This window comes from Bartonella sp. B10834G3 (genome assembly GCF_016102505.1).
GTDB classification, from domain to species: Bacteria; Pseudomonadota; Alphaproteobacteria; order Rhizobiales; family Rhizobiaceae; genus Bartonella; species Bartonella choladocola.
In genome coordinates, this window is sequence record NZ_JACFOM010000005.1 from 128,414 (window position 1) to 141,830 (window position 13,417).

The window sequence follows — 13,417 nt, forward strand, 5'->3', positions numbered from 1 at the left end:
TCAAGGGGGTTAAAGTTTTAAAGGCTCCGAGGCTTCCTGTTTATCCGAAATTCCGCCTGCTTTGGCGGATTTTCATATTTCGTTGCCAAGCTCTTATATTTCAATGAGCTTAGGCGGTTGTTTGCCCACCGGTTTTTCAGGCAGTCAATTTTGTTGCATTTCTCGCAAGTTCGGTGATGGCTTTAAAATCACCGGCATCAATCAGTTTTTTCGGTGCAACCCATGAGCCGCCAATACAAACAACATTGGGCAATTTCAGCCAATCGGCGGCGTTATTTTGCGAAATACCGCCTGTCGGGCAAAATTTGACCTCGGCAAAAGGGGACGCCAGCGATTTGACAAAATCAATGCCGCCGGCCGCCGTTGCCGGGAAAAATTTCAAACATTGGTAGCCTTCTTCGAGTGCACCCATCAATTCGCTCGGCGTGATTGCTCCGGGAAGAAGCGGTACATCGCTATCCTCGGCAGCGTCGATGAGTTCACCGGTCAGTCCGGGGCTGACAATAAATTTTGCCCCCGCACCTTCAGCCGATACATATTGGTCGCCGTTCAAAATCGTACCGGCTCCGACAATGGCATCAGGCACATCTTCCGAAACCGCATGGATGGCATCAAGCGCTGCGGGGGTGCGCAATGTGATTTCGATAGCTTTCAGCCCCCCTTCAACAAGGGCACGTGCAACCGGCACCGCATCTCCCAATCGTTCAATAACAAGAACCGGAATAACACTTTGTCCAAGCAGAATAGGTAAAAGACGTTCGGTCTTCTGAGACATCATCGTTCTCCAAAAAGCTTTTTTAATTCTTATAAGCGCAAGCCAAGCTTTAGAAAAGAGTGTTCGGACAAGTTTCCTATCGGCTTTGTCAAAAATACTTAGAGTTAAAGTGATACCGGAGTTTCACGCAATAACGGAAAAAATACGTGAATTCGGATGAACACGTAAAAAGCACGGATTGAAATGATTGATTTCCCGAAAAGCCGGATAGTTGCGAATATATCAGCTTTCTGCAAAAGGCTATTCATCCCGAAACGTCAAAATAAAATCACCTTCTTCCCAAAAAGGTTCGCAGAAATTGCTGACACCCGTTTTCTCTTCGAGCTTGTAATGGGGCGAGCGGGCGCTATCTAACTTTTTCAAAGAAGCGGGAGTTTCACAAAACGGAGACGACGATGATTGACCCTAAACAGATTTTTTCGGATTTGCTGAAGTTTGACAATACCGCTTCCCCTGATAATACAGCTTCCCCTGACAATACCGCTTCCAAAGACAGTGCAAACAAACCGGCTTCTTCCGCACCATCTTCGACCTTTTCGGTCGTCGATCTCTTGGGCGGACTATTTGGCGGAAATGAAAAGGGCAATATTCTTGAAGGTTTGATAAAAGGCGGCGGCTTGGCGGCGATTGCCAGTGTTGCCTTCAATGCATTGAAAAACTTCGAAAAACATGACTCGAATGCCAATTCCAAAATGGATATGACAGAAATCGGCCAAACCGGTGCCGACCATAACGGCGATTTTGCCCTGACATTGGTTCGGGCAATGATAACGGCTGCCAAAGCCGACGGCCATGTTGATGACAAGGAGCGCGAGCTGATACAAAACAAGATTGCAAGTTCCGGAATTGACCAGAAAACGGCTTCCTTTTTGATGGATGAATTGAACAAGCCGGTTGATCTCGACAATCTCGTCAGCAATGTGAATACAGACGAACAAAAAACCGAACTTTATGTGGCTTCCCGTATGACACTTGATCCGGATAAGCCGGATAATCGCCAATATCTTGATAATCTTATGGATAAACTCGGACTGCCAAAAGATCTTGAACAACATATCGAACAGGCAATTGTCAGCTTTTTACGATAATCCCATCCGGATGATCGTTTTGGAGTTGGCATAATCAAGCCATTTCAAAGCAAGCCACTGCAAAGAAGATAACGAACCACCCCGACAAAAGGAAAAACGCTTTGGCTTCTGTTCGGTAGTCGGGGCTTCCAACGCTATTGCGGGGGTTTTAAGTCGAGTCTTAAACTGCAATTGAACGGCTTTGACAAAGTTTCTCCGTTAAGCGAGCTTTGCAATAACGGGCTTTGGCAGTTGCGTTCCGTCCGGCGGTGGAAATGGTGGTAACCGGTAACAAGCCGGATGGTTTATTGTTTGGCTTGCTTTGATCGGGATGGTCCGGTTTTTGATCGTGATTCCGGTTCCAGTTAGCCCTTCACCAAGAGTTAAAAAAACTGTAACAGAAGGGAAACCGGATTTTTTGTTTTGCTTACAGTTTTTGTTCATAGGTTTTGAACCATTGAACCAGATAGTCGATAAACATGCGCACTTTTGCCGGTAAATAACGCTTTTGCGGATAAACCACATAAAGGCCGGCTCCGTCCGGTATAAAATCGTCGAGAACGGTTTTGATGAGACCATCACGCAACTCATCTTCGGCTATAAAGCGCGGAATTTTGGCAAAACCTATGCCGGCAATGGCAGCCCGCTTTATAATAACCGGACCGTTTACCGCCATGCGTCCGGAAACGGCAACCGAAAAGGTGCTGCCTTCTTTATCCTTGAATACCCAATGGTCGGAATTCAGGCTGTTCCGGTCGACAAGACAGGGAAGTGTTTTAAGATCACGCGGCAATTTTGGAACGTTTGTCGCCTTCAGGAGTTCGGGAGAGGCCACAATAACCGAATGGATGTCCATAAGTTTGCGTTGAATGAGGGAGGAGTCCTGCATGTCGGTAATGCGGATAGCAAGATCGAAACCTTCATTGACCATATCGACAAACCGGTCATCAAGACTGATGTCGAGGTGGATGTCCTTATAAGTCGATAGAAAATCGATAAGAGATTGACCTATCGGCGCATCGGCGAAGGTGCGTGATGTACCGATTTTGATGCGCCCGTGAGTGGTTTTATTGGAGCGTGTAATTGTGTCATTGAGGTCGTCGAGTTCCTTGATGATCTCAAGAGCACGCAGATAATAAGCGTGACCCGCTTCTGTCAAAGATAATTGGCGGGTTGTCCGGTTTAAAAGGACAGCGCCCAATTCATCTTCAAGTTCATGAACATGTTTTGAAAGGAGAGCTTTTGATTTGTGGGTCTTGCGGGCAGCGGCAGAAAAACCGCCAGCTTCAACAACTTCGATAAAACCCCTTATTTTCGTTAACAATCCCAAGAGTTTCATCCCTTCGCGTGAAAAGCACCGGTTAAATGCCATTTTATTCAATAAACACGTTTTATATTTAAATAACAAAAATACCGAACTTATAAAACGGCTGTCGGTTTTCTATTCTGAAAAGTCCCAATTTTCTTTCAACACAGGGTGGGGCGGCTTCAAGAATAAACAATTGTGCATTATTGCCACGTGGCTAAATAAAATTGTCTGAAGGTTAAAAAAAATATTGAAAGGCGACACGGTTACGCTTATATGCGTTTTTGCCCAAAGTCGCACGTGCCTGTGGGTGTCCGCCGGTCCTCGAATGGTGAGAAAAACCGGTACGGTACCTGGACCTAACCGCTCCAGTCATTCTTACGGCCAACCGGAAGAATGGGGACATCTTGAAGCAACGACGGTGCGGGCCTTTCTGGTGTCTTTCGGCTGTCCAAAAGTCGAAATTACTGAAGAGGCACACCTCATTGCCTTCCGTGCGGATGCGGTTTTCGTTATTCCAATCAAAAGGCAGACAAAGCGGAGCAATGCGTTAGCGCGCTGTTCCATCGCCGCAAGTTTTATAGAGTTTTTTCCGGTACCTCCAATAACCGGTTGAAACGAATATAGACCTTGCACTTTGTCCATGGGCTGATCGTGGCTGATGTCACGAGAAGCAAGATGTAGGGAACCCGAAGGGTTTCCTAAGGAGAACCGAAATGGCAACTCAACGTATTCGTGATTTCCTCGCAACACGACGCCCTGAAGGCCCGTGCATGATTCTGGATCTTGATGTGGTGCGTGAAAACTATGAAGGCTTTGTCAAAGCACTTCCCCAATCACGCATTTTTTATGCAGTAAAAGCTAATCCGGCACCGGAAATTCTACGTTTGCTGGTGTCGCTTGGTTCGTCTTTCGATACAGCCACTGTCGCCGAAATCGAAATGGTTCTTGATGCCGGTGCAACACCGGATCGGATTTCTTTCGGTAACACCATCAAGAAAGAGCGCGATATTGCCCGCGCTTATGAATTGGGTGTTTCACTTTATGCAGTCGACTGTGTCGAGGAAGTTGAAAAAGTTGCCCGTGCTGCCCCCGGTGCGCGCGTTTTCTGCCGCGTTTTGACAGATGGTGAAGGTGCCGAATGGCCGCTTTCACGCAAATTCGGTTGTGTGCCGGAAATGGCTGTTACGGTTTTGCGTCGTGCCCATGAATTGGGGTTGCAAGCTTATGGCGTTTCTTTCCATGTCGGTTCACAGCAGACAAATCTGAAGGCTTGGGATCGTGCTTTGTCGGATGCGTCCAAAGTTTTCAGAACATTGGCCAAGGAAGGCATTATATTGAAACTCGTCAATATGGGCGGTGGTTTCCCGACACGCTATTTGAAAGATGTGCCTTCGGCACAAGCTTATGGCATGGCAATTTTTGATAGCCTTTCAAAACATTTCGGCAATCGTATTCCCGAAACGATCATCGAACCGGGACGCGGTATGGTTGGAAATGCCGGTGTTATCCGCTCTGAAGTTGTGCTGGTTTCCAAAAAATCGGAAAATGACAAATTGCGTTGGGTTTATCTGGATGTCGGCAAATTCAACGGCCTTGCCGAGACAATGGATGAAGCCATTCGCTATCCGATTGAAACAGCAAAGGATAGTGATGAAAAAGTGCCTTGTGTGCTTGCCGGACCAACCTGCGATTCAGCCGATGTGATGTATGAAAAAACACCTTATCCTTTGCCGATTTCACTTACCGTCGGTGATGAAATCCTTATTGAAGGAACCGGTGCTTATACAACGACCTATGCTTCTGTAGCTTTTAACGGTTTCGAGCCGATCCGCTCTTATGTTATCTGACCGGCAATGCCGCTGGATAAGAGAAGATCCGAATAAGCAACAATTGGCGCCCGTAGTTTTCTACGGGCGTTTTTCTTTGCGTTGAATTGTGCTTGTTCATAGTGGTAGAGGGTTCAAATAATGTTGTCAGTCAGGCCAAAATATCTTCCCCGCCACAAATATTTTTCTTCCCCTTCTTATCTTCCGCCAGCTTTTTTCATCGCGTGAATTCATTTGCAACGGGACTTTATAAGGTCGAATAAAGTCGAAGACATTGTTGTTCATCAGCGATTTTCACCGTTTGAGCCGCATTGTAAAAAATGCAACAGCACCTTTATCCGGAGGTGATTTAAATTTTATCGGGATTTGTTTTAAAAAAGCGGCAGGACGAACGGGATAAAAGCTGTTTTTTCAAAACTTACGAAAAATCGCATGTAAAGCTTCAAAATTCGCAACTTTTGAAGAAATAGGAATTCTTTTTTGCGCATACCGTTCGGGGAAAGCCGTGAGTTTCAACCGGAAACCCGAATAACTGTTTGTCCCGTGGTGCAAGCGGAAGGGAAAAGACAGTCAGGATCTGTTATTTCTTGCGGTTCATCTTTCCGGCAATTGCTGCGTTCACAATGGCAAGTGCTGCTTTTTTCGTCAGGCGGAAAAGTGGTTCATCAGACCCTTGATCTTCTACCGCGACACTTTCAATCAAAGCTTTGTCTTTTGCCTTGATTTTCTGGTCTTTTGTCAAGCCTGCCAATTTTGTCGGTATATTGGCAGATTTTCTCAAGGACAGAAGGTGGCGAACAAAGCCGTTAAAACCGCCCTTTATATTAAGGCGTTCGGCAAGCGTTGAAATTCTGGTTCCCACTGCCGATTGGTTATAGGCAATGACATAGGGCAAAAGCACACCTGCTGTCATGCCGAAATGGGTCTGATAACGGTTACCTATTGAACGCGCGAGAGCACTGGTAATGCCTGAACCCTTTTTTGCTGCAAGCGCACCGGTAAGCGAGGCCGACAACAGGGCAATTTGCGCTTCATTATTCGAGGGGTCGCTTACCGCTTTCGACAAATGATTAAAGATGAGACGGACTGTTTCGAGTGCGAGAGCATCCGAAACCGGATTGAAAGTGGGGATGCACCAGCTATCAATCGCATTCGTCAGTGCATTCATGGCGGCTCCTGCAATGAAGCTTGCCGGAGCAGTTCCTGTCAAAACCGGATCGGCAATGACACATGTCGGTGTCAAACGTTTGTCATAAAATCGAAAACTGTTATTGTTTGCGTTATCAATCAAATAGGCATTGTCACTGATTTCGGCGCCGCTTCCGGCAAGCGTCGGTACAGCAATGAGCGGAGGGAGCGGTGTGTAAGGGGAAGGGCTTCCGAGTGTTTTGACATTGGCACCTTGAGCACAAAACAAGCGGGTCATTTTGGCAAGATCCATTGTTGCGCCGCCGCCAAAGGCGAGGATAGCATTAAAACCGCCACTCAAATAAAGGCGAACGGTCAATTCCAATGTTTCACGCGTTGCTGTTCCATCCAGTGAAGAAAAAACGCCGAAAGGTAATTTCAGTTTGTCTATGCGTTTAAGCAGTTTTTTTAACGCTGGAGATTGGCTAAGGCCGCGATCGGTCAAAACCATTATTGCTGTGACGCCGTTTTTCTCGAAAACAGAGCCAAGTGCTGCAAGGCTTTTTGGCCCCAACAAAATATCGGTTGGAAATGTCCATTCGTTTGCAATCGTCATTATTTATATTTACGTGAGAAGAGTAAAAAAAGCAAAACCCATAATCGTTTTTTGTGTTTTTTCCTCAAAGTTTGGAGTGTTAATGCCCGCCAACGGCTCCACTCACGGTTTTCGGCTTTTTCACAGCAAAAACCAGAAGTGTGAGAATTGCGAATAAAAGGGTAAGTATGAAGAAAGCGTCGATAAAAGCCATTACTGTCGCCTGTTGGCGGACAATATTGTAAAGTTGCATCAACGCCGAATCTTTCGGGTTCAAGCCTGCCATATCAAGTTGGCTCGCCAAAGAGTTCAACAGGTTGACTGCCTGCCGGTTTCCCCATTGCACGCTTTCCGATAGTCGCTCATAGTGAAAATCTGTGCGCCGCATAATAATGGTATTGATGATTGCAAGCCCCACCGCTCCACCGAGATTACGGGTGAGGTTGAAAAGACCGGATGCGTTTTTAAGTTTTTCGGCGGAAAGTGTACCAAGTGCGATATTGTTGATCGGCACCATACACAAAATGAGCGAGCCGCCGCGCAAAATTTGCGGCCAGAACAATTCCCAGAAATCCCAGTCGGCTGTCATTCCGGTTACAAGCCATGTGCCCCAGCCAAAACCGGCAAATCCCAGCCCCATCATTAAACGCGGGTCAAGCTTGGTGGAAAGAAAACCGGCAAGGGGAGCGGAAAAAAACATCATCAAACCGGAAACGAACATCGTCTCGCCGATCATCAAGGCGTCATAACCGCGAATTTCTCCAAGATAGAGCGGATAAAGATAGGTAAGCCCGTAAAGCCCGATACCCATAACGAAAGAAAAGATCGAACCGAGCGCAAAATTCAGATTTACAAAGGCCTTGAGATCGACAATCGGATTTTTTGCTGTGAGTACACGCCAGAAAAACAGAATGGCAGAAACGCCCATAACAATTGTAAAACGGAAGATCATTTCGTCTTCCATCCAGTCATTACGGGGGCCTTCTTCAAGCACATATTCAAGGGAGCCGAGAAAGGTCGCCATGGTAATCAAACCGAACCAGTCGAAGGATTGGAAAAGCGAGCTGTCACCTTTATCAAAATCAATGAGTTTCCATGAGGCAATGGTTACAAGAATACCGAACGGCACATTGACAAGAAACAGCCAATGCCAGGAAAAAGCATGGCTCAAATAACCGCCGACCGTCGGGCCGATCGTGGGGGCAAGTGTTGCCACCAGTCCGATAATAGGTGAAACAATCGGCTGTTTTGAAGGCGGGAAAATGGTAAAGGCGGCGGCGAACACACTTGGAATCATGCCGCCACCGATAAAGCCCTGAAGCGCACGGTAGGCTATCATCTGTTCAATGGAGCCGGCCGTTGCACAAAGGGCGGATGCAATGGTGAAACCGGCTGCCGAAATTGTAAAAAGCACCCGCGTTGACAACAACCGGCCCAAAAATCCCGATAACGGAATCATAATGACTTCGGCAATGAGATAGGATGTTTGCACCCAGGCTATCTCATCCGAGCTTGCAGAAAGTCCTGCCTGTATTTCCGACAAGGAGGCAGAGACAATCTGGATGTCGAGAATAGCCATAAACATACCGAAAACCATAGCCACAAAGGCCACGATTTTTTTCGGTTCGATATGTTCTTCCATGTGGGGGAGGCTGGCAGCGGTCATCAAAACCTCACTTCATTGCCAAGGGTTTTGCACCTTCCGGTTTTGTGCGCATGTCGACGCTGACAACAACGCTCATGCCGGCGCGAATGCGCCCGGTTGCAAGAATATTTTCAGGTATCGAAATTCTGACCGGAACACGCTGGACAATTTTGGTAAAATTGCCGGTGGCATTTTGCGGTGGCAAAAGTGAAAAAACAGCACCCGATGCAGGCGACAATGAAACGACTGTGCCCTCAAAGCTTTCACCATCAAGCCCGTCGACAGAGATGCGCACTTTTTCACCACCATAGATCGAAGGAAGTTGGGTTTCCTTGTAATTGGCATCAATATAAAGGGCATTGACGGGAACGAGTGCAGCCAGACGTTGACCAACGACGACATAGTCGCCTTTTTTACCGGCAAGATTTCCCAAAACGCCGTCAAAAGGCGCGCGCAACACTGTAAAATCAAGGTCACGACGGGCTTTGTCGCGTGCCAGTTCAAGGCTTCTCGTTTCGCTTACCGCCTCGTCATGTTGCGCTTCAAGAACCGTGATATTGGCAGCCGCCGCAGCAATTTGCGCCTTGGCGCGCGTAACATTGGCAACGGCCTGATCGTAAGCCGACTGGGCATTATCAACAGCCGATTTTGCAACGAAACTCCCGACATTCAGTTCTTTTGCACGTTTTAATGTAATATCGGCGTTGACGGCCACTGCATTGGCAGCGTCCTTTTGCGCATTGGCTTCGTCGAGAGAGGTTTTTGAAGCGGCAATCTGAGCTTCAATACGTGCAAGTGTGCGATTTTGCGTTTGAAGTTTGGCTTCCGCCTCGTCATAGGCAATTTTATAATCGCCATCATCCAGACGGAATAACACGTCACCTTTTTTAACATAATGGTTGGTTTCAACCGGTATATCGTCGATATAACCGTTCACTTTCGGGGCTATAGAGGCAATGTCACCTTGAACATAAGCATCGTCGGTGGTGACAAGAAAACGCCATTCGGTAAGCCACCTGAACCCTAGCCACAAAACTGCAATAGCAACGATGAGTGCTATGATGATAGCAATTTTCTTGTGGGGGCGTTGTTTGGCCGGCATTGTCTTGAGCGTGGTGTTCGAGAATTCTGGCATGGTACAAACTTCCAGATCTGATGAAGGAATGCGGTGTTTATCCAAAACGGTCAATACCGTCAATAAAACGGATGAGCTATCAACGCTTAAGCCCGCTTGCGGTTGCAATTGGTGCACAAACCGCGGATTTCAATAGTGGTTGTTTCCGGTAAAAAGCCTTCTTTTTGTGTCATTTGTAGAATAGTTTCGGCAAGTGTCGGATCTTCTACCTCTGCAACGTGGCTGCATTTTTCACAAATGATAAAAACGGTAAGCCCATGTTTATGGCATTCAGGGTGCAAGCAGGCCATAAACGCATTGACACTTTCAAGCTTGTGAACCAATTTTTCGGAAACAAGTTTATGAAGCGCGCGATAGACCTGTAAAGGCGCGCGAAACCCCTTGTCGCGAAGCCGGTCAAGGATTGTATAGGCGCTCAAAGGTGTGTGTTCGTTTTCAAGAACGGCGAGCACAAGCATCTGGTTGCGCGTCAGCTTATTTGTCATGGGAAAATTCCTTGATGGCTGCGCTCGTCAACCGGCTTGCAATAAAAAGAATAAACAGTGCAACGACAACGCTGGGGCCGGAACGGCTGTCAAACCGGATCGAGGCGTAAAGTCCGAGAACCGTTCCCACAATACCGATCAGAGAGGCAAGAATGGCCATCTGTTCAGGGGTTGTTGAAAAGCGCCGGGCAGTGGCGGCAGGTATAATGAGAAGTGCAGTTATCAAAAGGATGCCGATAATATTGATGGCAACAGCAATGACAATGGCCATAAGCAGCATAAAGATGAAGCGGGCGCGTTCCGGCTTCATATTTTCGGCTTTTGCCATGTCGATATTGATTGTCAGTGCCAGAAGTGGACGCCATAAAATAAAAAGGACAACCAGAATGAAGGCACAGCCAATCCATACTGTCAGTAAATCGGTGCGTGAAACTGCCAGAATATCCCCGAACAGGTAACTGTTGATGTCGACATTCGTCCAGGTCATAAATCCGATCAGGATAAGCCCGATGGCGAGCGTTGCATGGGCAAGAATTCCCAAAAGCGAATCTCCCGACAATTTTTCTCTTGCCTGAAGAATAAAGAGTGCAATGGAAACAATGACAGCAACAAGGAAAACACCGAGCACCGTATCAATATTGAAAAGCAGGGCAAAAGCCACGCCAAGCAAAGCCGAATGGGCCATCGTGTCGCCAAAATAGGCAAGCTTTTGCCAGACGATAAAACAGCCGAGTGGCCCCGCCATCAATGCCACGCCGATACCGGCTAAAAACGCTCTTACAAGATAATCGTCAAGCATTGTCGTTGGCTCCGATATTTTTCGTTGGCTTTCCCGATGGAGCATTGATAACTGCACCATGAATGTTATGACGGTGGTTATGGTGATGCTCATAAAGCGCCAAACCATTATCCGGTATCGCACCGATAAGACGCCCGTAAGCCTCGCTTTGGGCAACCTCCGTTGGCGCCCCGCTGCAACAAATATGTCCATTCAGACAAATCACGCGATCGGTCGCTGCCATAACAATATGAAGATCATGCGAGATAAGAAGAATGCCGCAATCAAGCTTTGTGCGCAAACTTGCAATCAATCCATAAAGTTCGGTTTCTCCATTATAGTCAACCCCCTGTAGCGGTTCGTCGAGAACAAGAAGATCAGGCTTTCTTGCAATAGAGCGGGCAAGCAGAACCCGCTGCAATTCTCCTCCCGACAAATCGGCAACATTGGCATTTTCCAAATCGTCAACGCCGGTTTCCGATAAAACCGATTTTATGCCTTTCTTATCAAGTTTGGCCGTCAAGGTCAGGAAACGACGGACTGTCAAAGGCAGAGATGGGTCGATTACCAATCTTTGCGGCACATAGCCAATGCGCAAGCCTGCTTTTCTGGTTACAGTCCCCGCGGACGGCTTCAAAATTCCCAGTGCCATTTTTGCCGTTGTCGATTTTCCCGAACCGTTCGGACCGATCAATGTGACAATTTCTCCACGATAAATATCAAGATCAATGTCGTGGACAAGCCAGCGACCATTCCTTTCGATGCCTGCCTTGTTGAGCGATAGCAGCCATTCTTTATCCATTTTTCTATCCTTCGGTATCGGGGTTTTGCAGTCAGTCATCCAATTTCTGAATGATCGGCCGATCTTTTGATGAAAATTCAATTACACGCATAACCTTGACCCAGCCTGTTTCACACCAAAGTTTGATATGCAAAATCCTTGTACTTTTTTAATGGCTGACTTAATACAAAACCGTAATGTAATAAAGTAACATTCGGAGCTTGATAGTGTTTCGGTCTCTTTTTTATGCATTGTCGGCGTGTCTGTTTGCTGTCGTTTCAGGTGTAAATGCTCAAGCGTCTTCAGTGCCGCAAGTGGTGGTTTCCATAAAACCGCTTCATTCGCTTGTTGCTGCCGTGATGGGAAAATTGGGTACACCTGCTTTGATTGTGAAACAGTCAGGCTCCGAACATAGCTATGCGTTAAAACCGTCCGACGCAAAAATATTGTCTGAAGCCGATATTATTTTCATCGCCAACCCCGATATGGAACTTTTTCTTATCAAGCCCATCGAAAATTTTGGTTTGAAAGACCGGATGATTGCGCTCTCGCAAGCTCCCGGAGTTGAACTCCTTCCAATCAGGGAAGGCGGCTTGTTTGAACACCACGGTGATGACCATAATCATGGGAGTGACACGGCGCATGCCATGGATTTTCATTTCTGGCTTGATCCGGAAAATGCCCGAAAAGTTTTAGCCTATGTGGCCGATGTTTTGGCAAAGAAAGATCCCGATCATGCCGAAGTCTACCATCATAATGCAAACGCATATGATAAAGTGATTGCCGAAACAGAACAGAACATAAAACAATCTGTTGCACCGGTAAGCGACGAGAACTTTATCGTTTTTCATGATGCCTACCATTATTTTGAACATCGCTTCGGCCTTCATGCCATAGGGTCTGTCGCTCTTGATCCGGAACGTCAACCTGGTGCCCAACGGATAAGTGCAATCAAAACGACCATTTTGAAAGAAAAGGTTGTTTGTGTTTTCGCCGAACCCCAATATCCCAACAAGTTGGTCGATATCGTTATCGAAAATACTCCTGCTAAAGTCGGTATGCTCGATCCTCTCGGACAGTCCTTGCCAGAAGGCGCCGGACTTTATCCCGAATTGATTGCCAATCTTGCCGACAATCTGGTCAATTGCCTCACACGCAAATAAATTTTGACGATTAAAATTTTGGCTCTCGAATGGAACCTGATTGCCATATCTGCATTTTGAAAGGTGCAGAGGTTACAATCAATCTTTGCCAAGCGAACATATAAATCGAAAAACACAGAACCGATCCCGGTGGCATGTGTCAATATCCGGAATCCGGTTCCAGAGCCCATAATTGTGCTCCAGAATCGGAAAATGTCATTTCAAACAATGCTTCAAGAATCATAACCAATGCCGAAGTTGAAACCGCATGGGGGTGTTTTTCTGTGTGTCTCTTATAAGTGAGGAAAACAAACTTGTAAGAATCAGCAGGCGATACTCCGGCAAGTGCTCGGATATTGGCAGGAGATTCTCCGGTAAGTTCTCGCAACTTGAAAGATTCGCCCGCGATTCGTTAGCCAACCAAACCGATTCTGTAAAAACCGGCATATTTTTTCGATGAACGTCGTTTTTTCATCCTGAAATCCGCATTTTTTAAATTTCACGTTTCGTAAAATGCGGTTTTTTTGCTCCGACAGAGTCATGCAAAGCGAATTTTTTGCTAGAAGCCGGCTCCAAAAAGGCCTCTTTTAACGGTGTAATTGTTAGCCGGCACAAGTTTTGATTGAATCGATATAAAAAAATGAAAAAAGTGCATTTTTTTTCGATTTGGCTGTTGACACTTGGAGAAAGGAAGGTCTATATGAGCGCCACAACGAGGGCGGTACGCCGCTGGCGACAGTGAGTTGCGCTC

13 protein-coding genes are annotated in these 13,417 nt (G+C 46.7%); 4 read left to right on the forward strand and 9 right to left on the reverse strand.

Going from position 1 to position 13,417, the window contains the following annotated elements; all coding sequences use genetic code 11:
- Nucleotides 1–136: 136 nt before the first annotated feature.
- Nucleotides 137–775, reverse strand: coding sequence for a 2-dehydro-3-deoxy-phosphogluconate aldolase (locus H3S94_RS11585; protein WP_077993727.1), 639 nt, complete (start codon nt 773–775; stop codon nt 137–139).
- A 395-nt stretch (nt 776–1,170) separates the two neighbouring features.
- On the opposite strand from H3S94_RS11585, the gene H3S94_RS11590 reads away from it, so the two are divergent.
- A complete protein-coding gene (locus tag H3S94_RS11590) occupies nt 1,171–1,863 on the forward strand; it encodes a tellurite resistance TerB family protein (protein ID WP_198231681.1) in 693 nt (230 codons plus the stop codon).
- Nucleotides 1,864–2,269: 406 nt separating this feature from the next.
- Here the strand turns inward: H3S94_RS11590 and H3S94_RS11595 are convergent, their stop codons facing one another.
- Entirely contained in the window at nt 2,270–3,172 is a 903-nt protein-coding gene (locus tag H3S94_RS11595) for a LysR family transcriptional regulator (protein ID WP_198231680.1), read from the reverse strand.
- A gap of 304 nt (nt 3,173–3,476) precedes the next feature.
- Here H3S94_RS11595 and H3S94_RS11600 point away from each other — a divergent pair, with 304 nt between their 5' ends.
- Both H3S94_RS11600 and H3S94_RS11605 read left to right on the forward strand, forming a co-directional pair.
- Nucleotides 3,477–3,764, forward strand: coding sequence for a hypothetical protein (locus tag H3S94_RS11600; protein ID WP_077993723.1), 288 nt, complete (start codon nt 3,477–3,479; stop codon nt 3,762–3,764).
- Nucleotides 3,765–3,864: 100 nt separating this feature from the next.
- Nucleotides 3,865–4,998 (forward strand): type III PLP-dependent enzyme, encoded by a 1,134-nt coding sequence (locus H3S94_RS11605; protein ID WP_198231679.1) that lies wholly within the window; start codon nt 3,865–3,867, stop codon nt 4,996–4,998.
- Between the two features lie 559 nt (nt 4,999–5,557).
- On the opposite strand, the gene H3S94_RS11610 is transcribed toward H3S94_RS11605, so the two are convergent.
- From H3S94_RS11610 to H3S94_RS11635, 6 genes are all read right to left on the reverse strand, one after another.
- Nucleotides 5,558–6,721, reverse strand: a complete 1,164-nt coding sequence (locus H3S94_RS11610; protein ID WP_198231678.1) for an iron-containing alcohol dehydrogenase — start codon at nt 6,719–6,721, stop codon at nt 5,558–5,560.
- Between the two features lie 79 nt (nt 6,722–6,800).
- Nucleotides 6,801–8,366 carry a DHA2 family efflux MFS transporter permease subunit gene (locus H3S94_RS11615; protein WP_077993715.1) on the reverse strand — a complete coding sequence of 522 codons (1,566 nt, stop codon included), beginning with the start codon at nt 8,364–8,366 and terminating at the stop codon, nt 6,801–6,803.
- 7 nt (nt 8,367–8,373) lie between these two features.
- Nucleotides 8,374–9,480: an HlyD family secretion protein gene (locus tag H3S94_RS11620; RefSeq protein WP_198231677.1), complete on the reverse strand. Its 1,107-nt coding sequence runs from the start codon at nt 9,478–9,480 to the stop codon at nt 8,374–8,376.
- Between the two features lie 86 nt (nt 9,481–9,566).
- Nucleotides 9,567–9,965, reverse strand: coding sequence for a Fur family transcriptional regulator (locus H3S94_RS11625; RefSeq protein WP_077993711.1), 399 nt, complete (start codon nt 9,963–9,965; stop codon nt 9,567–9,569).
- Nucleotides 9,955–10,764 (reverse strand): iron chelate uptake ABC transporter family permease subunit, encoded by an 810-nt coding sequence (locus H3S94_RS11630; protein ID WP_198231676.1) that lies wholly within the window; start codon nt 10,762–10,764, stop codon nt 9,955–9,957. Before H3S94_RS11630 ends, H3S94_RS11625 begins: the two co-directional genes overlap by 11 nt.
- Nucleotides 10,757–11,545 (reverse strand): metal ABC transporter ATP-binding protein, encoded by a 789-nt coding sequence (locus tag H3S94_RS11635; protein WP_198231675.1) that lies wholly within the window; start codon nt 11,543–11,545, stop codon nt 10,757–10,759. The genes H3S94_RS11630 and H3S94_RS11635 overlap by 8 nt, the downstream gene beginning before the upstream one ends.
- A gap of 206 nt (nt 11,546–11,751) precedes the next feature.
- Here H3S94_RS11635 and H3S94_RS11640 point away from each other — a divergent pair, with 206 nt between their 5' ends.
- Nucleotides 11,752–12,687: a metal ABC transporter solute-binding protein, Zn/Mn family gene (locus H3S94_RS11640; RefSeq protein ID WP_198231674.1), complete on the forward strand. Its 936-nt coding sequence runs from the start codon at nt 11,752–11,754 to the stop codon at nt 12,685–12,687.
- Between the two features lie 139 nt (nt 12,688–12,826).
- Here the strand turns inward: H3S94_RS11640 and H3S94_RS11645 are convergent, their stop codons facing one another.
- Nucleotides 12,827–13,054 carry a hypothetical protein gene (locus tag H3S94_RS11645; RefSeq protein WP_198231673.1) on the reverse strand — a complete coding sequence of 76 codons (228 nt, stop codon included), beginning with the start codon at nt 13,052–13,054 and terminating at the stop codon, nt 12,827–12,829.
- Nucleotides 13,055–13,417 lie beyond the last annotated feature (363 nt).